Origin of the sequence: Ramlibacter albus (assembly GCF_014297445.1) — a bacterium.
In the GTDB taxonomy this organism is placed as follows: Bacteria; Pseudomonadota; Gammaproteobacteria; order Burkholderiales; family Burkholderiaceae_C; genus Ramlibacter; species Ramlibacter albus.
Genome location: NZ_JACORU010000006.1, coordinates 173,129 through 194,364, shown reverse-complemented (window position 1 = coordinate 194,364; position 21,236 = coordinate 173,129). Strand labels below are relative to the sequence as shown.

The window sequence follows — 21,236 nt, the reverse complement described above, 5'->3', positions numbered from 1 at the left end:
CATTCAGTCGGCGTTGCGCAGCCGGATTGTGCACGACCAGCCGCGCCCCTGCGGCCCGCTGCCCAGCGTCATCGTCGCCTGCAGCAGCTGCGCGTACTGCGCGACGAGGGCCAGCCCGAGGCCGGCGCCCACACCCAGCAGGTGGCCGGTGTCGCCCTGCACGCCACGTTCGATCAGGTGGGCCTGCTGCTCGCCGGGCAGTCCCGGGCCGTTGTCTTCCACGGACAGCAGCGTCGCATCGACGTCGCGCCGCACGGCGACGGTGATCGCAGGCGCGGCCACGCCGGGGTCGACGCCATAACGCAGCGCGTTGTCCAGCAAGTTGTTGAGGATGCCTTCGATGAGCGTCGGGTCGCCCAGCACGCGCACGTGCGCATCGATGCCGACCGCGCCCAGGTCCACGCCCGCCGCGTCGGCGCGGGGCAGGTAGCGCAGCACCGTGTCGCGCACCAGCTCGTCCAGCGCCACCGGCCCGAGCTTCAGGCGCGCCTCGGCTTCATGCGCGAGCGACAGCGCGAGCAGCTTGTCCACGAGCCGGCTCGCGCGCTCCTCGCTGCTGGCGATCGCCTGCAGCTGCTCGTGCCACGCCGCCGGGTCCTTCTGCGCCAGGCCGTACGCCGCGAGCGCGCGGATGCCGGCCAGCGGCGTGCGCAGCTCGTGCGCCACGTTCCCGGAGAACTCGCGCTGCGCACGCACGCTGTGCTCCAGCCGCACCAGCAGGGAGTTGATCGCGGTGGCCAGCTGGTCCACCTCGCGCGTGGTGGGGTGCACGTTGACGGGCGCGAGGTCGTTCGCGTCACGGCCCTCGACAGCCGATTCGAGCTCGGCCAGCGGCTGCATGTCGCGGCGGATCGCGCGCGTGAGCCACCACGCCAGCAGGCCCAGCAGCGCGGCCTGCGGCGGCACCGAATACAGCAGCAGCTGCAGCACGAGAACCGTGCGCGCGTTGGTGGTCTGCCCCACGGTCACTTCGAAGCCGATGGGGTCGTCGCGGCGCAGGGTCACGACGCGCAGGCTGCGGCCCTCCAGCTCCACGTCCTCGAAGCGGTAGCCGGGCGACGTACCCACCGGCGCGGACTTGAGCATGGGGTTGCCCGCGATGAAGTCGCCGTCGGACGAATGCACCGCGAAGAAGTTGGTCTCGGCCTGGTCGTACAGCACGGTCGTCAGCTCGCGCGGCGTCAGGCCCAGCTGCAGCTTGGCGCCGTCCACGCGCACGTTGGTGGCCAGCAGGTACGCGTCGTCGAGCAGCGAACGGTCGAACGCGCGCTGCGTGAAGAAGTAGGCCACGGCGAAGGCGATCGCCGTGCCGGCCAGCCACGTGAAGGCCAGCGGCAGCAGCACGTCCCGCACGACGCGCGTTGCGAGCGCGGGGGTGCGGCCCGGCGTCACCCTTCCGGTTCCAGCAGGTAGCCCAGGCCCCGCAGCGTGCGGATCTGCACGCCGGAGCCGGCGAGCTTCTTGCGCAGGCGCGAGATGAACGCCTCCAGCGCGTTGTCGGCGAGCATGTCCTCCAGGTCCGACAGCTTGGCGGCCAGCGCGCGCTTGCTGACCACGCGGCCGGCCGGCGTCATCAGCTCCCACAGCACTTCGAACTCGCGCGCGGGCAGCTCCAGCGGCTGGCCCGCGAGCGTGAAGCGGCGCGCCTGGCGGTCGAGCGCGAGGTCGGCCAGCTGCACCTGGTCCTGCGTGCCCTGGCTGCGCCGCACGAGCGCGCGCAGGCGCGCTTCCACTTCGGCGAGGTCGAAGGGCTTGCCCAGGTAGTCGTCGGCGCCGGCGTTCAGGCCCGCGATGCGCTCGTCGGTGCGGTTGCGCGCGGTGAGCACCATCACGGGCGTCTTGTCGCCGCGGGCGCGGGCGTTGCGCAGCACCGTGAGGCCGCTGCCCAGGCCGCTGCGCGGGTGCGCGGTGTGCGGCAGGTTGATGTCCAGCAGCACGACGTCGAACGCCTGCACACGCCACAGGTGCTCGGCGTCTTCCACCGTGCCGGCCTCGTCGACACGGTGGCCGGCGTCCTTGAGGCTGCGCACGATCACGCCGCGCAGCACCACGTCGTCTTCGACCAGCAGGATTCGCATGCCGTCTGTTTAGCCGCTTTGATGGGCTGGAGTCTACGCACTTTCACCAACCGGCCGGGTCAGCATGCGGTCAGTGCCTGGAGGCGACAGTCGCCAGATGAAGATCAAGAGCCAGAAGGACTTTTTCTCGGGCCTCATGTTCATGACCATCGGGGTCGCGTTCGCATGGGGGTCCACCACCTACAACATCGGCGAGGGCGCGCGCATGGGGCCGGGGTACTTCCCCCTGCTGCTGGGCATCGTGCTAACGCTCCTCGGGGGCGGCATCCTGTTCGAGTCGCTCGTGGTGGAGACGCCGGACGGCGAGAAGATCGGCAAGTGGGCCTGGCGCCCGCTCGCGTTCATCCTGCTGGCCAACTTCGCGTTCGGCGTGCTGCTGGGCGGCGTGCCCGCGCTGCACATCCCGGCGATGGGGCTGATCGTCGCGATCATCGCGCTCACCTTCATCTCCGCGTTCGCGGGCGACGAATTCAACTGGAAGGAGATCGCGGTGCTCTCCGGCATCCTGGCGGTGGGCAGCTACCTGGCCTTCGTGTGGCTGCTGAAGCTGCAATTCCCCGTCTGGCCGTCCTTCATCGCCGGTTAAGGATTCATCATGGACCTCATTGCAAACCTGGCGACCGGCTTCGGCGTGGCCTTCACGCCGATCAACCTGCTGTACGCCTTCATCGGCTGCATCCTGGGCACGCTCATCGGCGTGCTGCCCGGCATCGGCCCGGTGGCCACCATCGCGATGCTGCTGCCGGCCACCTACGCGCTGCCGCCCGTGTCGGCGCTGATCATGCTGGCCGGCATCTACTATGGCGCGCAGTATGGCGGCTCCACGACCGCCATCCTGGTCAACCTGCCGGGTGAGTCGTCGTCGGTGGTGACCTGTATCGACGGCTACCAGATGGCGCGCCAGGGGCGCGCGGGGCCGGCGCTCGCGGCAGCGGGCCTGGGCTCGTTCTTCGCGGGCTGTGTCGGCACGCTGATCCTGGCCGCCTTCGCGGCGCCGCTGACGGAAGTGGCGTTCAAGTTCGGCCCCGCCGAGTACTTCTCGCTGATGATCCTGGGCCTGATCGGCGCGGTGGTGCTGGCTTCGGGCTCGCTGATCAAGGCGATCGCGATGATCGTGCTGGGCCTGCTGCTGGGCCTTGTGGGCACCGACGTGAACTCCGGCGTCGCGCGCTTCTCGTTCGACATCCCCGAGCTCACGGACGGCATCGGCTTCGTCGTGATCGCGATGGGCGTGTTCGGTTACGGCGAGATCATCTCCAACCTGTCGGTGCCGTCCGAGCACCGCGAGGTGTTCACGGCCAAGGTGCAGGGCCTGTTCCCGACCAAGGACGACTTCATCGCCATGACGCCCGCGGTGCTGCGCGGCACGGCACTGGGCTCGATCCTCGGCATCCTGCCCGGTGGCGGCGCGCTGCTCGCTTCGTTCGCTTCGTACACGCTCGAGAAGAAGATGAAGGGCCGGCCGGGCGAAGTGCCGTTCGGCAAGGGCAACATCCGCGGCGTGGCCGCGCCCGAGTCGGCCAACAACGCCGGTGCGCAGACCTCCTTCATCCCGCTGCTGACGCTGGGCATCCCGCCCAACGCCGTGATGGCGCTGATGGTGGGCGCCATGACCATCCACAACATCCAGCCGGGCCCGCAGGTGATGACCAGCAACCCGCAGCTGTTCTGGGGCCTGATCGCCTCGATGTGGATCGGCAACCTGATGCTGGTGATCCTGAACCTGCCCCTGATCGGCATGTGGATCAAGCTGCTCACCGTGCCCTACCGCTGGTTGTTCCCCGCCATCGTGCTGTTCTGCGCGATCGGCGTGTACTCCACCAACAACAACACGTTCGACATCTGGCTGGTGGGTATCTTCGGCTTCGTCGGGTACGTGTTCACCAAGCTCGGGTGCGAGCCCGCGCCGCTGCTGCTCGGCTTCATCCTGGGGCCGATGATGGAGGAGAACCTGCGGCGGGCGCTGCTGCTGTCGCGTGGCGACTGGTCGGTGCTCGTGACCCGGCCGCTGTCGGCCACGCTGCTCGCGATGGCTTTGGCGATGGTGGTGGTGGTTGCACTGCCTTCCATCAAGGCGCGCCGGGAAGAGGCGTTCGTCGAAGACTGACGGGCTGCTGCTGCACGAAGAGGGCGCCCGCGTGGCGCCCTTTGCCTTTCAGGACGCCAGCGTGAACCAGAACGTCGCGCCTTCGCCCGGCCGCGACTGCGCCCAGACCTGCCCCCCATGCCGCCCCACGATCTTGCGCACGAGGGCCAGCCCGATCCCGTTCCCCGCGAACTCTCCCACGGAGTGCAGCCGCTGGAAGGGCGTGAACAGCTTGCCCGCATGCTCGGCATCGAACCCCGCCCCGTTGTCGCGCACGAAGTAGCGCAGGCCATCGTCGCCAACCTCGCTGCCGAACGAGATGCAGGCGGAAGGATTGCGCGCACTGAACTTCCACGCATTGCCGACCAGGTTCTCCATCACGTTGCCCAGCAGCCGCGGGTCGCCCACCGCAGGTGGCGTAGGCGACACGTCCACACGTACGGCGCGCTCCGGATGCTGCTCGCGCAGCCGCTCCAGGATGCCCGAAGCCAGCGCCGACAGGTCCACGCTGCTGCGCGCCAGCTCGGCGCGTGAGATGTCGGCCAGCGCGAGCAGGCCATCGGTGAGTTCGGCCATGGTCTGCACGCCGGCGCGCACGCGGCGCAGGTAGTGCGACTCGCGCTCGCCCAGCCGGTCGCCCAGCAGCTCCTGCAGCCGCGCACTGAAGCCGTCGATGGAACCCAGCGGGCCACGCAGGTCGTGGGCAATGGAGTAGGCGAACTCGCGCAAGTCCTCGTTGCTCTCCTCCAGCTCGCGCGTGCGGCGGCGGATGCGCTGCTCCAGCAGGTTGTTCAGCAGCACGATCTCCTTTTCGGCACGCCGGCGCTCGGTGAGGTCCTGCACCTCGTCGACGAAGAACGCGGGCTCGCCCTGCGGGCCGCGGGCCAGCACGCGCGTGACCTGTGCCCATACCGAGCGGCCCCGCTTGTGGCGCATGCGCACTTCACGGCGCTCGGGCCCCTGCGCACCGGCCAGCAGGGTCGCGCGGCTCGCTTCGTCGGCCTGCACCTCGTCGTCGTGCAGCATCCGAGCAACGGTCATGTCAAGCAACTCGGTCTCGCTGTAACCGATCATGTCGCAAAGCGCACCGTTGGCGCGCAGGATGCGGCCATCCGGCGCGACGAAGGCCACGCCCGTCGCCGCGTGACGGAACACGAGCTCCAGGCCGGCCTGCCACGCCTTGGGATCGTTCTTCATTGCGCGCCGGATTCTCTGCCGCCCCGCACGCTTCGTGTGCTCATCTTCGGCAAATCCCTAGGGGCCTTGAGCCAACCCCCTAAGCGTGAATTCTTTCGGGGCACATGCCAAACGTCTCAGGGCTTTCACCGAGGAACGACGCCCCCTTGTTTTTATCTACCGTTCACCTACAGTGGCCTACAGCGAACGCTGAACTTCACCTACAGGGCGAAAGGATGGCATTCGCGGGGCTGCGGTACATTGGTTCGGCACCAAACCGTTGAACGAGTCGAAGGAGGTTTCATGGACGTCGTCCGCAATTTCCTGGCACGCTACGAAAAGACGCGTGAAGAGGAATTGACGCTGGAGGAGTATCTCGAACTCTGCAAGCGCGATCCCCTGGCCTATGCCACCGCCGCGGAGCGCATGCTCGCCGCGATCGGCGAGCCCGAGATGATCGACACGCGCCATGATTCGCGGCTGTCGCGCATCTTCGGCAACAAGGTCATCCGCGTCTACCCGGCGTTCAAGGATTTCTACGGCCTCGAGGAGCCCATCGAGCAGGTCGTCGCCTGCTTCCGCCACGCGGCGCAGGGCCTGGAAGAAAAGAAGCAGATCCTCTACCTGCTGGGCCCCGTGGGCGGCGGCAAGTCGTCCATCGCGGAGCGCCTGAAGCAGCTGATGGAACAGGTGCCGTTCTACGCCATCAAGGGCTCGCCCGTCAACGAGTCGCCGCTGGGGCTGTTCAACAACGACGAGGACGCGCCGCTGCTGGAGCAGCAGTACGGCATCGCGCGCCGCTACACGCAGAAGATCATGTCGCCCTGGGCCGTCAAGCGGCTCGAGGAATTCGGCGGCGACGTGCGCAAGTTCAAGGTCGTCAAGCGCTACCCCTCCATCCTCAAGCAGTGCGCCATCTCCAAGACGGAGCCGGGCGACGAGAACAACCAGGACATCAGCTCGCTGGTGGGCAAGGTCGACATCCGCAAGCTCGAGAGCTTCGCGCAGGACGACCCGGACGCCTACAGCTACTCCGGCGGCCTGTGCCTGGCCAACCAGGGCCTGCTGGAATTCGTCGAGATGTTCAAGGCGCCCATCAAGGTGCTGCACCCGCTGCTGACGGCCACGCAGGAAGGCAACTTCAAGGGCACCGAGGGCTTCGGCGCCATTCCCTTCGACGGCATCGTGATGGCCCACTCCAACGAGAGCGAGTGGAAGGCGTTCAAGAACAACAAGAACAACGAGGCCTTCCTCGACCGCATCTACGTGGTGAAGGTGCCGTACTGCCTGCGCGTCACCGAGGAGATCAAGATCTACGAGAAGCTGGTGCAGAACTCGTCCCTCAAGGACGCGGTGTGCGCCCCCGGCACGCTCAAGATGATGGCCCAGTTCTCCGTGCTCACGCGCCTGAAGGAGCCCGAGAACAGCAGCATCTTCAGCAAGATGCAGATCTACGACGGCGAGAACCTCAAGGACACGGACCCCAAGGCCAAGAGCTACCAGGAGTACCGCGACTACGCCGGCGTCGACGAGGGCATGACGGGCATCAGCACGCGCTTCGCCTTCAAGATCATCTCCAAGGTGTTCAACTTCGACAGCAACGAGGTTGCGGCCAACCCGGTGCACCTGATGTACGTGCTGGAGCAGCAGATCGAGCGCGAGCAGTTCCCGCCCGAGACCGAGCAGAAGTACCTCACCTACATCAAGGAGCACCTGGCGGCCCGCTATGCCGAGTTCATCGGCAAGGAGATCCAGACGGCGTACCTGGAGTCTTACTCCGAGTACGGCCAGAACATCTTCGACCGCTACGTCACGTATGCCGACTTCTGGATCCAGGACCAGGAGTTCCGCGACACCGACACGGGCGAGATCTTCGACCGCGCGGCGCTGAACTCCGAGCTCGAGAAGATCGAGAAGCCGGCCGGCCTGTCCAACCCGAAGGACTTCCGCAACGAGATCGTCAACTTCGTGCTGCGGGCGCGCGCCAACAACGCGGGCAAGAACCCGGTGTGGACCAGCTACGAGAAGCTGCGCACGGTGATCGAGAAGAAGATGTTCTCCAACACCGAGGAGCTGCTGCCCGTCATCAGCTTCAACGCCAAGGCTTCGGCCGACGAGGCGAAGAAGCACGAGGACTTCGTGCACCGCATGGAGGAGAAGGGCTACACGAAGCGGCAGGTGCGCCTGCTGTGCGAGTGGTATCTGCGCGTGCGCAAGAGCTCGTGAGTGACCGTGACTGCCGAGCGTACCCAGCTCCACCAGGTTATCGACAGGCGCCTGTCCGGCAAGAACAAGTCGATCGGTAACCGCGAGCGGTTCCTGCGCCGCTACCGCGACCAGATCAAGGAAGCGGTGCGCAAGGCCGTGGGCGACCGCAGCATCCGCGACATCGAGGAAGGCGCCGACATCAACCTGCCCAGGCGGGACGTGACCGAGCCGGTCTTCGGCCACGCGCCCGGCGGCAGCCGCGAGATGGTGCACCCGGGCAACCAGGAATACATCCGCGGCGACAGGATCCAGCGGCCGCAGGGCGGCGGCGGTGGCTCCGGCAGCGGCAGCGCGTCGCCGGACGGGCAGGGCGAGGACGACTTCACCTTCCGCATCTCGCGCGAAGAGTTCATGAACTACTTCTTCGACGACCTCGCGCTGCCGCGGCTGATCCGCACGCAGCTGCTGTCGGACATCCCGGAGTGGAAGTCGCGCCGCGCGGGGTTCATCTCCGAAGGCAACCCGACCAGCCTGCACATCGTGCGGTCCATGCGCACCGGCCTGGCCCGCCGCATCGCGATGGGCGGCGACGCGCGCAGCGAGCTCAAGCGCGCCGAGGAGCAGTTCGAGGAAGCGAAGAAGCGCGGCGACACGCGCGAGGAGCTCGCGCGGCTCGAGGCCGACATCGTGCTGCTGCGCGAACGGCTCAAGCGCGTGCCCTTCCTGGACCCCTTCGACCTGCGCTACCGCAACCGCGTGCGCGAGCCGATGCCCACGAGCAAGGCGGTGATGTTCTGCCTGATGGACGTGTCGGGATCGATGGACGAGTCGCGCAAGGACCTCGCCAAGCGCTTCTTCATCCTGCTGTACCTCTTCCTCACGCGCCACTACGAGAAGACCGAGGTGGTGTTCATCCGCCACCACACGCAGGCCGCGGAAGTGACCGAAGACGAGTTCTTCCACGCCACGGAGTCCGGCGGCACGGTCGTGTCCTCCGCGCTCACGCTGATGAACGACATCATCCGCGAGCGCTACATGGGCACCGAGTGGAACATCTACGGCGCGCAGGCCTCCGACGGCGACAACTGGCAGCAGGACAGCAGCAAGTGCCGCGAGCTGCTGGACAACAAGATTTTGCCGCTGGTGCGCTACTACGCGTACGTGCAGGTGGCCGACGAAGACCAGAACCTGTGGGAGGAGTACACGCGCGTGCGTGACGCCAACCCGCACTTCGCGATGCAGAAGATCTGCACGCCTTCCCAGATCTTCCCGGTGTTCCGCGACCTCTTCAAGAAGCAACCCGTCACGCCATGAGCATCATCGAGCTCCCCGAAGAACACGGCATCATGCCGAGCGACGGCAAGCTGCTGCCCGCGCCGTCCGACTGGACCTTCGAGCTGATCGAAACCTACTTCGACGCGATCCGCCGCACGGCCGAGCGGTTCGGGCTCGACACCTACCCGTCGCAGCTGGAGGTGATCTCCTCCGAGCAGATGCTGGACGCCTACGCGTCCGTCGGCATGCCGGTGAACTACCGCCACTGGTCCTTCGGCAAGCACTTCATCGCCAGCGAGAAGAGCTACCGCCGCGGCCACATGGGCCTGGCCTACGAGATCGTCATCAACTCCGACCCGTGCATCGCCTACCTCATGGAGGAGAACACGATGCCCATGCAGGCGCTGGTGATGGCGCATGCGTGCTTCGGGCACAACTCGTTCTTCAAGGGCAACTACCTGTTCCGCATGTGGACGGACGCGAGCTCGATCGTGGACTACCTGGTCTACGCGCGCAGCTACATCACGGAATGCGAGGAGCGCCACGGCATCGACGCAGTGGAGCAGGTGCTCGATGCCTGTCATGCGCTGATGAACTACGGCGTGGACCGCTACCGCCGCCCGCAGAAGATCAGCATGGTGGAGGAAGAGCAGCGCCGCAAGGACCGCGAGCAGTACCTGCAGCAGCAGGTGAACGACCTGTGGCGCACGCTGCCCACCAAGGCGGGCAAGCAGGCCGAGAAGAAGCAGAAGCGCTTCCCCGACGAGCCGCAGGAGAACATCCTGTACTTCATCGAGAAGAACGCGCCGCTGCTGGAGCCCTGGCAGCGCGAGGTGGTGCGCATCGTGCGCAAGGTGGCGCAGTACTTCTACCCGCAGCGGCAGACGCAGGTAATGAACGAGGGCTGGGCCACGTTCTGGCACTACACGCTGCTCAACACCATGTACGACGAAGGCCTGCTGACCGACGGGTACATGATGGAGATCCTCTCCTCGCACACCAACGTGGTGTTCCAGCCGCCGGTGACGCACCCCGGCTACAGCGGCATCAACCCGTATGCGCTGGGCTTCGCGATGTACACGGACATCCGCCGCATCTGCGAGCACCCCACGGACGAGGACCGCGAGTGGTTCCCCGACATCGCGGGCAGCGACTGGATCAAGACGCTCGACTACGCGATGCGGCACTTCAAGGACGAGAGCTTCATCGGCCAGTACCTCAGCCCCAAGCTGATGCGGGACTTCCGCCTGTTCGCGGTGCTGGACGACGCCACGCAGAAGGAGCTGGAGGTGTCGGCCATCCATGACGACGCGGGCTACCGGCGCCTGCGCGAGTCGCTGGCACGCCAGCACGACCTGGGCTGGCGCGAGCCCAACATCCAGGTGTGGAACGTCAACGCGCGCGGCGACCGGTCGCTCACGCTGCGCCACATCCGCCACAACGACCGCCCGCTGGACAACAGCGCCGAAGAGGTGGTCAAGCACGTGGCGCGCCTGTGGGGCTTCCGCGTGCGGCTGGAGAGCGTGGACGGGCAGGACCGCGTGATGCAGCACTGGGAAGTGACCCCGGCGGTGCAGCACCACTGAGGCTCAGGCCGCCGCCCTTTCCTGCTCGACGACCTGCTGGATCTCGAGCTGTGCCGCCTGCAACGCGGGCAGTTCCACACCCACGGGCAGGCGGTTGCCCCCGCACCAGCGTTCCCATTCCCGCAGCAGCTCGCCGCGGCGGGCGTCGGACAGCTGCACGGGCCGCGCGGCGCCCGGATGGACGAACTTGCAGATGATGTGCCGGTACTGCTCGAAGCGCTGCAGCGGGCCGCGCGCATGGCCGAAGCTGGAGCAGGCCAGCAGGAACTCGATGTGCTGCCCGTCGTGGCGGCGCCCGTAGTGCTCGCGCACCACATCGCAGGTGACGGGGTCCCCCCCGACCTGGTGAAGCCACTGGAACCCCTCGCCCAGGAAGGTTTCAGGGTCGTCGGTGATTAGGGGGAAATCTGCCGGCCTTCGTTTCAGGGCTCTCGTGATGCGGCTGGTGGCTGCAGCCAGCCAGCGACTCGGTGGGTTCTCCAAGGCTCCTCCTTGCGGCGCGATTGATCGGGTAACCGGCGCGAGGATAGAAGGAGCCCCACGTGGAGGCACTCCTACGAAAGGCTGGGGCAGTCTTCAGCGTCGCGTGTAGGTCATCGGGATCTCGTTGCCGTCCTGGCCGCGGTACGTGCCGGACATCTCGTCGCCGCTCACCTTCATCTCCCAGTTGCGCTCGGCGCACAGGTTGCTGCCCTTGGACGCCACCTTCAGCACCGTGCCGTCGAAGGTGCCCGAGACCGTGCCGGTCGGGCAGTTGTAGCCGCCGCCGCCGCTGGCACCCGGCGAGTTCACGCTGAAACGGCCCGTGACGCGCTGGTCGGCGCCCAGGTCGTTGATGGTGAGCAGCACCGTGGTGTTGTGCGACGGCCAGTGCGGGTTGTTCACCGTGGCCGACTTCCACGACCCGACCGGCGACGTCTGCGCGAACGCAGCCGCGTGCGACAGGAGCGTGACGAATGCGATGGAAGCGATCGAAGCGATGGCGGGACGGATCTGCATGTGCTCTCCTCGTTGGTTGGCACTCCAACTTAGTCGGGAGCGTTCCGGCTTTCAGCAATACCCGGGTATGCGCAGCCATCCAATTGATCGAGGCGCCTGCCGGAGCTATCCTGACGCCGGGGGTGGTTCATGACAACTGCTTCGAAACCGCTGCTGCCCGCTGCCGTCGTCGTCGACGACCATCCGCTCTTCCGCGCGGCGCTCGCCACCCTCGTGCAGACGCTTTACCCGGACGCGCATGTCGTCTGCGCGGGCACGGCCGAAGAAGGCCTCGCCGCGCGCGAGGCGAGCGACGAATTCCGGCTGGTGCTCCTCGACTTTCGCCTGCCCACGCTGAATGGCGCGGAGGCGGTGCGGGCCTTCTGCAAGCGCTTCGAACGCGCCGCGGTGGTCGTCGTCAGCGGTTCCGAGGACCGGCGCGAGGGCGACGCGGCGATGCGCGCGGGCGCCAGTGCGTTCCTGCACAAGACCGACTCGATGGAAACGCTTGCGCAGGCGCTGCGCAGCGTCCTCGCGGGCCGGCCCGTGGCGCCGAACTGGGAGCAGGCCGACGGTGGCGCCATGTTCGCGCAGGCGGGTGCCGACCTGACGGCGCGGCAGCTGGAGATCCTGGCGATGGTGTGCCAAGGCCTGAACAACAAGGAAATCGGGCTGCGCCTGGGCCTGGCGCACATCACCGTGAAGATCCATGTGTCCGCGATCTTCCGCGTGCTCGGTGTGGTGAACCGCACGCAGGCGGCGCTGGCGGCCAGGCGCCTGGGGTTGCCGCAGTCCTGACGCGCGTTGCCGCGCCTCAGTTCGCCTCGAGCCCGGCCGCCTTGCCGGCCGTGCGCCACGTCGCGAGCTGCGCCTTCAGCATCTCGCCCAGTTGTTCGGGCGTGGCGCCCTGCGGCGCGAACGCGAGCTTCTCCATCGTCTCGCGCACCTGGGGGTCCGCGAGTGCGCGCGTGAGCTCGCGCGCGAGCCGCTCCACGACGGGCTGCGGGAGCTTCGCGGGGCCGAAGAGGCCGGCCCACGGCGTCATCGGCATCGCGCTGGCGCCGGCTTCGGGCAGCGTGGGCACGTCCGGGAAAAGCGGCGAGCGGGTAGGCAGCATCGTCGCGAGCATGCGCAGCTTGCCCTCCTTCACGTGCGGCAGCAGCGTGCCCGTGGCGATGGCGAACTGCACGCGGCCCGCGAGCAGGTCGAGCGTCATCGGCGCATCACCCTTGTAGGGCACGTGCGTCGCGTTCACCTTCGCGCCCTGCGTGAGCAGCGCCGTCGCGACGATGCTCGTGCTGTTGCCGGACCCGTAGGCCAGCTTGCCGGGGTTGGCGCGTGCGTGGTCGAACAGCTCGGCCAGCGTCTTGACCGGCAACTGGCTGTTGGCGAACACGAAGAAGCCGAACACGCCGACACCGCCGATGGGCGTGAAGTCGGCAACCGGGTCGTAGGTGATGTTCTTGTGCAATACGGGCGCCGCGTTCATTGCCGTGTTGGTGGCGAAGAACAGCGTGTAGCCATCGGGCGGCGCCGTCTTCACCGCGTCGCCGGCGATCATGCCGTCGGCGCCCGCCTTGTTCTCCACGATGACCTGCTGGCCGAGGCCCTGCGACATCGACTGCGCCACCGAACGCGCGACGACGTCGGCCGACCCGCCGGGCGGGAAAGGGACGATCAACCGCACCGGCTTGTTCGGGTACTGCTGGGCCAGCGCCGGGCCGGCAATACCCAGCGCGAACACGAGGAGGACGAACCGCAGGATCCGCGGCAACTGCAGGGCGCGCATGGCTGCTCCTTCTTCGGCGACCGAGGGGCCAACGATGCGGCCCCGGCCGGGCCGGTGTCAACAGAGCGAATCCCTAGTGGTTTCAACGGCCGAGGTGCCGGTCGAGAAAGCGCGCCACTTCCTCGTGGTACTCGCGCACTTCGGGGGCGTTGAAGTCCCCGATGTACTGCGTGTGCGACTGCCCCTCCCACACCTGCAGCACGGCCTCGACGCCTGCCGCGCGCAGCTTGCGATGCATGCGGACCGTGTTGGACAGGTAGAGGTCGCGCGTGCCGCTGGTGAGGATGGCGGGCGGGAAGCCGCGCACGTCGCCGTAGATGGGCGACAGCAGCGGGTCCTTCAGGTCGCGGCCGTTGGCGTAGAGCAGCGCCGAGGCGCGGATCATGCGGTCGTAAGTGCCCAGCGTGTTGTCCACGCCGTCGTTGGTGAAGAGCGTGTCGGAGGTCTTGGTCAGGTCGACCGTGGGCGTGCCGGGCGCGATCGCACCGGGCATCGGCAGGCCCTCCGCCCTGGCGCGCAGCAAGGTGGTGATCGTCAGGCTGCCGCCGGCGGACGCGCCGAACACGGCGACGTTGCGCGGCGGGTACTTCGCGACGAGCGCACGGTACACGGCGACGGCGTCGTCGAGTGCGGCGGGGAAAGGGTGGTCCGGCGGCATGCGGTAGTCGACCGAGACGACGTGGAAGCCCGCGAGCCCCGCCATCAGGATCGCTTCGTACGTGCCCGCTTCGCCCGGGTGCAAAACCCGCGCGCCGCCGTGCAGGTGCAGCAGCACGCGGTTGGCGTTGCGCTCCGCGACGGAGCGCGGCGTGATCACGTAGACGGGCACGCCGCCCATCGTGTCCGGCTTCACGGCAACGCCGAGCGCCTCTCGCAGCCGCGGCAGCGCCGGCATCACGGCGTCGTAGGCCTGCTTGACGAGCGCCTTCCACTCGTTCGCGTCCTTCGGTTCCGAGAGCCACCGTGGATGGAGCGGGTTGGCGATGATCTTCTGCATCGCGGGGCTCACGCTGTCCGGCACCGGCAGGGTCCGCACCGGCGCTTCGCGCGCAGCGGGCGCGGGTGCCTGCGCGGCCGCAAGGGCCGAGACCAGGGCGGCAAGGAAAAGGACTGCGAGTCGGCGTGCATGCATCCCAAGGTCCTCCATGTTCGTCGCCACACGCTAGGGCTGCCGGTGCCGGGCGTCCATCCTGCACTTACATGATGGATGCACACGTGCCAAGATAGGCGCCCGGCAAAGACAGGAGGTCCCCATGTTCCAGCCGAACCTTTTGAACGGCCAGCGCATCCTCGTCACCGGCGGCGGCACGGGCCTGGGCAAGGCCATGGCCGAGCGCTTTCTTTCGCTCGGTGCCGACGTCGCGATCTGCGGCCGCCGCAAGGCGGTGTGCGACGAGACGGCGGCCGCGTGGCGCGAGAAATTTCCGCAGCGCCGCATCGACACATTCGGCGTGGACATCCGCGTCGCGCAGGCGGTGGACGAAATGGTCGAGTCGCTGTGGCAGGACGGCGGCCTCACGGGCCTGATCAACAACGCGGCGGGCAACTTCATCTCGCCCACCGAGGCGCTGTCGCCGCGTGGCTTCGACGCCGTCGCGAACATCGTCTTCCACGGCACCTTCTACGTGACGCAGGCGGTCGGCAAGCGCTGGGTGCAGCAGGCGAAGGCGGGCGAATGGAAGCAGGGCCAGCCGCTGCGCAGCGTGATGAGCATCATCGTCACCTGGGTGGACAACGGCAGCCCCTACGTCGTGCCGTCGGCGATGAGCAAGGCGGGCATCGAGGTGATGACCAAGTCGCTGGCGGTGGAGTGGGCGAAGTACGGCGTGCGGCTGAACGCGGTCGGGCCGGGCGAAATCCCGACCGAGGGGATGAGCAAGCGCTTGAACCCGGGCGAGGAGCCGGGGTCGCGCAGCAAGGCGAACAACCCGATGGCGCGGACGGGGACGATGGCGGAGCTGCAGAACCTGGCCACGTTCCTGATGGCGCCCGGCCACTGCGACTGGCTGACCGGGCAGTCCATCTTCATGGACGGCGGCAATGCGCTGGCCACCGGGGGCAACTTCTACGAGCTGCGGTCGTGGAGCGACGCCGACTGGCAGGCCGCGCGCGACCGCATCGAGGCGCAGAACGCGAAGGACAAGTCGCAGCGCTGAGGCCTACCGGTCGATCGCCTGGTAGACGAGGGCCGCCATGGCCTGTCGCAGCTGGCCGCGCAACGGGTAGCTGCCCGGGTGGTGGAACATCGTCACGACGACGAGTTCCTCCTTGGGGTCGACCCAGAACGAGGGCCCCGATCCCGCGTTCCAGAACCAGTCTCCGGCACTGCCGACCGTGGACGCCACGCCTGCGCTGCGGCGCACACCCACGCCCAGGCCGTAGCCATAGCCGTCGCGATGGGGTTCGGCGCTCGTGATGCGGTTCTCGATCTCCGGGCCCAGGTGGTCGGCCGTCATGTAGTCGACCAGCTTGGGGCCGAGGATGCGCGCGCCCTCGAGCGTGCCGCGATTGAGCAGCATCTGCGCGAAACGCAGGTAGTCGCCCGCGGTGGAGATGCCGCAGGAGCCGCCGCACTCGATGGGGTGCGGCTTCCTCGCGTCATAAGTCATCGCCTGCGGCTGGCGGGTGTCGGCGTCGACCGTGAGCCACAGCGCGTAGCGGTTCGCCTTGTCCGCCGGCACGGTGAAGGAGGTGTCTGCCATCCTGAGCGGGGCGAAGACCTTCTCGCGCAGCAACTCGCCGAGCGGCTTGCCGCTCACCCGTTCGAGCAGGGCGCCGAGCACGTCGTACGAGATGCTGTATTCCCACACCGTGCCCGGCTGGTGCGCGAGGGGCAGCGCCGCCATCTTCTGCACGAGTTCCGCCGAAGAAAAAGGCACGATGGGCGGCGGCGTGCGCCGGCCGAGCGCGGTGCTGGCGAAGCGGCCGCCGTACATCATCCCCGCCGTGTGCCGCATGAGGTCCTGCACCGTGACCGGCCGTTTCAGAGGCACCGTTTCGAAGTTCTCGCCAGCGGGTTCGTTCACGCGGTCCTTCGCGACCGCGAGCTTGCCCAGCTCGGGCAGGTACCGGCCGACGGGTTCGCCGAGCAGCAGCCTGTCCTCCTCGAGCAGCACGAGCGTGGCGATGGCCACCATGGGCTTGGTCATTGAGGCGATGTTGAAGATGGCATCGGTCGTCATCGGCGCGCCGGTGGCCGGGTCGCGCATGCCGAAAGCCTTGAAGTACACGAGTTTGCCCTTGCGCGCGATGGCGACGACCGAGCCGGGGATGCGCTGCGCGGCGATCTCCGCCTTCATGCGCGCGTCGATGCGCTCCAGCCGCGGGCCGGACATGCCGACCGACTCGGGCGTGGCGCGGGGCAGGGGGTCGGCGCCGTGGACGGCGTGCGCCGCGGCGATGAGGCCCAGCGCGACGAGGGTGCGTGCATGCATGGCGATCTCCAGGAGTGCAGTGCAGGTTAGGGACCCTGTCGGCCGCACGCATCCATACCGGGGTATGCGTGGGCCCGGCGCGCGCCTGGAGGCGCGACGCATTTGCCCGGCCGGGTTCGAGTGGCTATGCTCCCCTTCGGAGGTGGAGCGATGGAACGGCGCATGGCTGTGCGGGTTCTCTCCGCGTGCCTGGCGGCGGGCGCGACGCGCACCGCATGGGCGCAAGGCGAGCCACGGCGCGTCGGCTGGCTCGTGACCGGCAAGCGCGCCAACGCGGAGGGCTTCGTCAACGGGCAGTTCGGCCGGCTGGCCAGCCGCGGCTGGCGCCTCGGGACGGACCTCGTGCTGGTGCCTCGTTTCGCGGAAAACGACCTGCGCGCGCTGCCGGCGCTCGCGCGCGAGCTCGTCGCGACCAAGCCGGACATCATCGTCACCGGCGGCAGCGGGCCCGCCACCGCGGCGCTCGGCGCGACGCGTTCCATCCCCATAGTGGTCATGTACGCGGCAGCGCCCGTCGAAGTGGGCCTGGTCGAGAGCCTCTCGCGCCCCGGCGGCAACCTGACGGGCACGAGCGCGGCGTCGCCGGAGTTCGCCGGCAAGCTGCTGGACGTGCTCAGGAGCGTGCGCCCGTCGATCGAGCGCGTGGCGATATTGCGCAACCCGGACAACCTCGGCATCCAGCAATACACGCCGCATGCGCAGGCCGCGGCGCAGCGCCTGGGCCTGAAACTCCACTACTTCGAGACGCGGCAGCCGCAGCAGCTGCGCCCGGAGGAGCTCGACGCCGCGCGGCCCGACGCCATCTATGTCATCAACGACTTCGTCATGGGCCCGCTTTACGCAACCCTGGCCCGCTTCGCGCTGGAGCGGCGCATCCTGTCGATCGGCGTGGACCGCAACTTCGTGCGCGCCGGCGGGCTGCTGTCGCTGGGGCCCGACCAGGACGAGATGGAGCAGGTACTCGTCGATTACGTCGACCGCATCCTGCGCGGCGCATCGCCCGCCGTGCTGCCCGTGCGCGAGCCCACGCGCTTTAACCTCACCATCAACCGCCGCACGGCCGCGGCGGTGGGTGTGACACTGACGCAGGAGCTGCTGCTGCGCGCGCACGAGGTGCTCGACGCCGCGGTGCCGCCCGCCTGAGCCGCGCGCTCAGAACGTGTGGCGCAGCCCCAGCTCGCGGCCGTGGCCGCCGTGGTTGGGCGCCGTCTGGCCGATGCCGCCGCTGGGCATGGCCGCCGCGCCGTGGCTGTTGCGCGTGTTGGCCACGTTCGCGTAAACCGACGTGCGCTTGGACAGCGAATAGCTGCCCCCGGCGCCCACCTTCAGGGCCGTGCCCACCGGCGTGCCGGCCCGGTTGCGCTGCGCGCCGTGCGACGCCGTGACCCGCAGCGACCATGGGCCCGTGGGCCAGGTCGCCCCGAGCATGGAGCCGCGCATGCTGTTGGCCGTGCCGGTGCGGTCGCGCACGTGCAGCATCCACACGTTGAGCGCGCCGAACTCGAACCGCGCGCCGAAGATCGTTTCCGCCAAGTCGCCGACGGACGCGAGCTTGTGCCGGCCCCAGCCGAAGGCCACGTCGACGGGCGAGACGGTGTACGCGAGGCGGATGCCGTGGTAGCCGCCGTCGCGTGCCGTGGCGCTGCCGTCGCGCGCGTTCTCCCCCATCGCGAAGGAGGCGTGCAGCAGCGGGCCCGAGCGCAACTCGCCGAACGCCACGGCGAACGAGTTGGACACGCGCACGCCGCCGGGGTGCCCGCCCACGGTGAGCGAGCTGTACGCGCTCTGCGAACCGAGCAGGCCGCCCGCGCCGGCCGGGTCGTACAGCGCATGCACCGCGAACGTCGGCGTGTAGTCGCGGCCCACGCGAAAACGGCCCCACGGCGCCTGCAGGCCCACATAGACAAGGCGGTTGAAATTGAAGCCCTGCGCGCCCTCGGCGCCGATCGCGCCGGGCACGGCCTGGTTGTTCGGGTTGGTCGCCACCCCGCGGCCGCTGTCGGGAAACACGTCGCCCTCGGCCCAGAACACCGCGCGGTAGCCCTGCCCGAGGTCCTCGGCCCCGCTGATGCCGATGCGCGGGCCCTCGGAGCCGCCCGGCGCCAGCTGCGTGCGGCTGGCGATGGTGCCGCGGCCGTACAGCAGGTTCACGTCGACGATGCCGAAGAGCGAGACGGAACCTTGCGCCAGCGCCGCTGCAGGCAGGCACGCGAGGGCGGCGACATGGGCGCGTGTGAGCATCGAGGGATTGTCTAATCCAGGATTTGATCCTGCGCACCATACAAAGGTATGGTGTTCGGCCTTCCCCAGCTGCTGTTGAATCGGACGATGCGCGGCCTGTTCGGAAAATACGTGGCGCTGATGGCCGGCCTGGTCACCTCGGTGCTCGTGGCCGGCAGTGCCCTCGGCTTCTGGTTCTTCGGCCGCCAGAACGAGAGCCAGCTGGCCGACCTGCAGCGGGAGAAAGCGGTCGCCGCCGCCACCCGCATCGGCATGTTCATGAAGGACATCGAGCACCAGCTGGGATGGACCACCTTGCCACGGCCGGCCCCCGCCGACGCCGCGCAGCGCAGGCTCGAGTTCGTCAAGCTGCTGCGCCAGGTGCCGGCCGTCGCCGAAGTGGCGTGGGCCGACGCCACCGGCCGCGAGCGGCTGCGCATGTCGCGCCTCGCCCTGGACGTGGAGGAAGAGGGCGCCGACCGCTCGAGCGCCGCGTACTTCCGGCAAGCGCGCAGCGGCAGGCCCTACTTCGGCGCCGTGTACTTCCGCAAGGACAGCGAGCCGTACATGACGATGGCCGCGCGCACGGGTGAGGGCGATGAAGGCGTCGTCGCCGCGGAGGTGAACCTCAAATTCGTCTGGGACGTCGTCACGCAGGTCAAGGTGGGCCGCACCGGCGTGGCGTACGTCGTGGACCGTGCGGGCAACCTGCTCGCGCATCACGACATCAGCCTCGTGCTGCAGAAGACCTCGCTGGCGACGCTGACGCACGTGGCGGCCGCGACGCAGGGCCATGCACCTGCGGCGGCGGGCGGCTTCGTGCGAAGCCTGCAGGGGCAGGAGGTGCTGTCGTCGAGCGCGCCTGTGGAGGGCCTGGGCTGGACCGTCTTCGTCGAGATGCCGCGCACCGAAGCGCTCGAGCCGCTCTACGCGCTCGCGTGGCGCGGCCTTGCGTTCCTGATTGCCGCACTGGCGGTCGCCGTGGCCGCGAGCGTGATGCTCGCGCGCCGGATGGTGCACCCCATCCGCGAGCTGCAGGCGGGCGCCCAGGACGTCGGCGCCGGCCGGCTGGACCGGCGCATCGACGTGCGCACGGGCGACGAGCTGGAGGCCCTTGCCGCGCAGTTCAACACCATGACGCGGCAGCTGACCGAGTCGTACGGCACGCTGGAGCAGAAGGTGCAGCAGCGCACGCAGGCGCTGTCGGAGAAGAACACGCAGCTGAACGCGGCGCTGCAGTCGCTCGCGCTGGAGCGCCAGCGCGCCGAGTCGGCCAACCTCGCCAAGTCGCGCTTCCTCGCCGCCGCCAGCCACGACCTGCGCCAGCCGATGCACGCCCTCAACCTCTACCTGGGGGCGCTGGCCGCGCAGGAACTGCCCGCGCCGGCGCAGCGCCTGCTGGGCAACCTGCGGCAATGCGCGCTGACGATGGACGACCTGTTCGAAGGGTTGCTGGACATCTCCAAGCTCGACGCGAAGGCGGTCGAGCCGCAGCTGTCGGTGTTCGCCATCGCGCCCCTGCTCGCGCGCATCGGCGTGGAGTTCGAGCCGCAGGCGCTGGCCAAGGGCGTGCTGCTGCACGTGGTGCCCAGCCGGGCCTGCGTGCGCAGCGACCCGGTGATCGTCGAGCGCATCGTGCGCAACCTCGTGAGCAACGCCGTGCGCTACACGGCCGCGGGCCGCATCGTGGTGGGCTGCCGGCACCGGCGCGGGCAGCTGTGCGTGCAGGTGCACGACACGGGCGTGGGCATCGCGCCCGAGTTGCACGAGACGGTGTTCGAGGAGTTCTTCCAGGTGGCCAACCAGGAGCGCGATCGCGGCAAGGGCCTCGGGCTGGGGCTGTCGATCGTCAAGCGCCTCGCGCAGCTGCTGGCCGCGCCGATCCGGCTCGCGTCGCGGCCGGGGCGCGGCTCGATGTTCGAGATCGCACTGCCGCTTGCGCTCGTGGCGCAGGCCGCGCCGCCGCCCGCGCCGCGCGGCGGCGGGCCGCTGCACGGCAAGCTCGTGGTGGTGGTCGACGACGAGGCGGCCGTGCTGGACGCAAGCCGCGTGCTGCTGGAGAAGTGGGGTTGCGAAGTGGTCACTGCCGCCTCCGGTGCCGAAGCGGTCGCGCGGCTGGCGTCGTGCCCGCGCGCGCCGGACGTGCTGGTGTGCGACTACCGGCTGCGGCCGCCGGAGAACGGGCTGCTCGTGCTCGAAGCGTTGCGCGAGGAGTTCAACCGGCAGATCCCGGCGCTGCTGGTCACGGGCGACGTGCTGGCCGGGTCGCTGGACATCGAGGCGAGCGAGCGCGTCGTGGTGCTGCACAAGCCGGTTGCCGACGACGTGCTGCGCGATGCATTGGCGCAAGCCGCGGCTTCGGCGGACACCGCGGTTGCGGCGGGCCCGGGCTTGCCCCAGGTGTGA

At 68.7% G+C, this 21,236-nt stretch carries 18 protein-coding genes; 9 read left to right on the top strand and 9 right to left on the bottom strand.

Annotated features, from left to right (window positions below):
- Positions 1-3: 3 nt before the first annotated feature.
- Both H8R02_RS17460 and H8R02_RS17455 read right to left on the bottom strand, forming a co-directional pair.
- A complete protein-coding gene (locus H8R02_RS17460) occupies positions 4-1,392 on the bottom strand; it encodes a sensor histidine kinase (RefSeq protein WP_187082730.1) in 1,389 nt (462 codons plus the stop codon).
- Entirely contained in the window at positions 1,389-2,078 is a 690-nt protein-coding gene (locus H8R02_RS17455) for a response regulator transcription factor (RefSeq protein ID WP_187082728.1), read from the bottom strand. Before H8R02_RS17455 ends, H8R02_RS17460 begins: the two co-directional genes overlap by 4 nt.
- A gap of 97 nt (positions 2,079-2,175) precedes the next feature.
- On the opposite strand from H8R02_RS17455, the gene H8R02_RS17450 reads away from it, so the two are divergent.
- Together H8R02_RS17450 and H8R02_RS17445 are read left to right on the top strand one after the other, a co-directional pair.
- Positions 2,176-2,664, top strand: coding sequence for a tripartite tricarboxylate transporter TctB family protein (locus tag H8R02_RS17450; protein ID WP_187082727.1), 489 nt, complete (start codon positions 2,176-2,178; stop codon positions 2,662-2,664).
- Positions 2,665-2,673: 9 nt separating this feature from the next.
- Complete coding sequence (locus H8R02_RS17445; RefSeq protein ID WP_187082725.1) at positions 2,674-4,185, top strand: tripartite tricarboxylate transporter permease; 1,512 nt, start codon at positions 2,674-2,676, stop codon at positions 4,183-4,185.
- Between the two features lie 48 nt (positions 4,186-4,233).
- Here the strand turns inward: H8R02_RS17445 and H8R02_RS17440 are convergent, their stop codons facing one another.
- Positions 4,234-5,361: a sensor histidine kinase gene (locus H8R02_RS17440; protein WP_187082724.1), complete on the bottom strand. Its 1,128-nt coding sequence runs from the start codon at positions 5,359-5,361 to the stop codon at positions 4,234-4,236.
- Positions 5,362-5,643: 282 nt separating this feature from the next.
- Between H8R02_RS17440 and H8R02_RS17435 the strand changes: the two genes are divergently transcribed.
- From H8R02_RS17435 to H8R02_RS17425, 3 genes are read left to right on the top strand one after another with little or no spacing between them, the layout of a single operon-like run.
- The gene (locus H8R02_RS17435) at positions 5,644-7,566 is read left to right on the top strand and encodes a PrkA family serine protein kinase (protein WP_187082722.1); all 1,923 of its coding nucleotides are present in this window, start codon (positions 5,644-5,646) and stop codon (positions 7,564-7,566) included.
- On the top strand, positions 7,567-8,862 hold the full coding sequence (locus H8R02_RS17430; RefSeq protein WP_354004940.1) for a YeaH/YhbH family protein: 1,296 nt from the start codon (positions 7,567-7,569) through the stop codon (positions 8,860-8,862).
- On the top strand, positions 8,859-10,409 hold the full coding sequence (locus tag H8R02_RS17425; RefSeq protein ID WP_187082721.1) for a SpoVR family protein: 1,551 nt from the start codon (positions 8,859-8,861) through the stop codon (positions 10,407-10,409). Before H8R02_RS17430 ends, H8R02_RS17425 begins: the two co-directional genes overlap by 4 nt.
- A 3-nt stretch (positions 10,410-10,412) precedes the next feature.
- Here H8R02_RS17425 and H8R02_RS17420 read toward each other — a convergent pair whose 3' ends face one another.
- Both H8R02_RS17420 and H8R02_RS17415 read right to left on the bottom strand, forming a co-directional pair.
- Positions 10,413-10,892 (bottom strand): regulator of G-protein signaling domain-containing protein, encoded by a 480-nt coding sequence (locus tag H8R02_RS17420; protein WP_187082720.1) that lies wholly within the window; start codon positions 10,890-10,892, stop codon positions 10,413-10,415.
- Positions 10,893-10,985: 93 nt separating this feature from the next.
- Positions 10,986-11,408, bottom strand: coding sequence for a hypothetical protein (locus tag H8R02_RS17415; protein ID WP_187082719.1), 423 nt, complete (start codon positions 11,406-11,408; stop codon positions 10,986-10,988).
- Between the two features lie 129 nt (positions 11,409-11,537).
- Here H8R02_RS17415 and H8R02_RS17410 point away from each other — a divergent pair, with 129 nt between their 5' ends.
- Entirely contained in the window at positions 11,538-12,185 is a 648-nt protein-coding gene (locus H8R02_RS17410; protein WP_187082718.1) for a response regulator transcription factor, read from the top strand.
- 16 nt (positions 12,186-12,201) lie between these two features.
- Here H8R02_RS17410 and H8R02_RS17405 read toward each other — a convergent pair whose 3' ends face one another.
- Entirely contained in the window at positions 12,202-13,176 is a 975-nt protein-coding gene (locus H8R02_RS17405; RefSeq protein ID WP_187082717.1) for a Bug family tripartite tricarboxylate transporter substrate binding protein, read from the bottom strand.
- An 82-nt stretch (positions 13,177-13,258) separates the two neighbouring features.
- The gene (locus tag H8R02_RS17400) at positions 13,259-14,308 is read right to left on the bottom strand and encodes an alpha/beta hydrolase (RefSeq protein WP_187082716.1); all 1,050 of its coding nucleotides are present in this window, start codon (positions 14,306-14,308) and stop codon (positions 13,259-13,261) included.
- Positions 14,309-14,429: 121 nt separating this feature from the next.
- Between H8R02_RS17400 and H8R02_RS17395 the strand changes: the two genes are divergently transcribed.
- On the top strand, positions 14,430-15,332 hold the full coding sequence (locus H8R02_RS17395) for an SDR family oxidoreductase (protein ID WP_187082715.1): 903 nt from the start codon (positions 14,430-14,432) through the stop codon (positions 15,330-15,332).
- A 3-nt stretch (positions 15,333-15,335) separates the two neighbouring features.
- Here the strand turns inward: H8R02_RS17395 and H8R02_RS17390 are convergent, their stop codons facing one another.
- A complete protein-coding gene (locus H8R02_RS17390) occupies positions 15,336-16,610 on the bottom strand; it encodes a serine hydrolase domain-containing protein (protein WP_187082714.1) in 1,275 nt (424 codons plus the stop codon).
- Between the two features lie 162 nt (positions 16,611-16,772).
- On the opposite strand from H8R02_RS17390, the gene H8R02_RS17385 reads away from it, so the two are divergent.
- Positions 16,773-17,753 carry an ABC transporter substrate-binding protein gene (locus H8R02_RS17385; RefSeq protein ID WP_187082713.1) on the top strand — a complete coding sequence of 327 codons (981 nt, stop codon included), beginning with the start codon at positions 16,773-16,775 and terminating at the stop codon, positions 17,751-17,753.
- Positions 17,754-17,762: 9 nt separating this feature from the next.
- Here the strand turns inward: H8R02_RS17385 and H8R02_RS17380 are convergent, their stop codons facing one another.
- Positions 17,763-18,851 carry a porin gene (locus tag H8R02_RS17380; protein WP_187082712.1) on the bottom strand — a complete coding sequence of 363 codons (1,089 nt, stop codon included), beginning with the start codon at positions 18,849-18,851 and terminating at the stop codon, positions 17,763-17,765.
- A 51-nt stretch (positions 18,852-18,902) separates the two neighbouring features.
- Here H8R02_RS17380 and H8R02_RS17375 point away from each other — a divergent pair, with 51 nt between their 5' ends.
- Complete coding sequence (locus H8R02_RS17375) at positions 18,903-21,236, top strand: hybrid sensor histidine kinase/response regulator (RefSeq protein ID WP_187082711.1); 2,334 nt, start codon at positions 18,903-18,905, stop codon at positions 21,234-21,236.

Bases quoted from the DNA above. Each gene is read 5' to 3' on its own strand.
- H8R02_RS17455 (WP_187082728.1), bottom strand. From the start codon at position 2,078: ATGCGAATCCTGCTGGTCGAAGACGACGTGGTGCTGCGCGGCGTGATC.
- H8R02_RS17450 (WP_187082727.1), top strand. From the start codon at position 2,176: ATGAAGATCAAGAGCCAGAAGGACTTTTTCTCGGGCCTCATGTTCATG.
- H8R02_RS17445 (WP_187082725.1), top strand. From the start codon at position 2,674: ATGGACCTCATTGCAAACCTGGCGACCGGCTTCGGCGTGGCCTTCACG.
- H8R02_RS17440 (WP_187082724.1), bottom strand. From the start codon at position 5,361: ATGAAGAACGATCCCAAGGCGTGGCAGGCCGGCCTGGAGCTCGTGTTC.
- H8R02_RS17435 (WP_187082722.1), top strand. From the start codon at position 5,644: ATGGACGTCGTCCGCAATTTCCTGGCACGCTACGAAAAGACGCGTGAA.
- H8R02_RS17425 (WP_187082721.1), top strand. From the start codon at position 8,859: ATGAGCATCATCGAGCTCCCCGAAGAACACGGCATCATGCCGAGCGAC.
- H8R02_RS17415 (WP_187082719.1), bottom strand. From the start codon at position 11,408: ATGCAGATCCGTCCCGCCATCGCTTCGATCGCTTCCATCGCATTCGTC.
- H8R02_RS17410 (WP_187082718.1), top strand. From the start codon at position 11,538: ATGACAACTGCTTCGAAACCGCTGCTGCCCGCTGCCGTCGTCGTCGAC.
- H8R02_RS17405 (WP_187082717.1), bottom strand. From the start codon at position 13,176: ATGCGCGCCCTGCAGTTGCCGCGGATCCTGCGGTTCGTCCTCCTCGTG.
- H8R02_RS17400 (WP_187082716.1), bottom strand. From the start codon at position 14,308: ATGCATGCACGCCGACTCGCAGTCCTTTTCCTTGCCGCCCTGGTCTCG.
- H8R02_RS17395 (WP_187082715.1), top strand. From the start codon at position 14,430: ATGTTCCAGCCGAACCTTTTGAACGGCCAGCGCATCCTCGTCACCGGC.
- H8R02_RS17390 (WP_187082714.1), bottom strand. From the start codon at position 16,610: ATGCATGCACGCACCCTCGTCGCGCTGGGCCTCATCGCCGCGGCGCAC.
- H8R02_RS17385 (WP_187082713.1), top strand. From the start codon at position 16,773: ATGGCTGTGCGGGTTCTCTCCGCGTGCCTGGCGGCGGGCGCGACGCGC.
- H8R02_RS17380 (WP_187082712.1), bottom strand. From the start codon at position 18,851: ATGCTCACACGCGCCCATGTCGCCGCCCTCGCGTGCCTGCCTGCAGCG.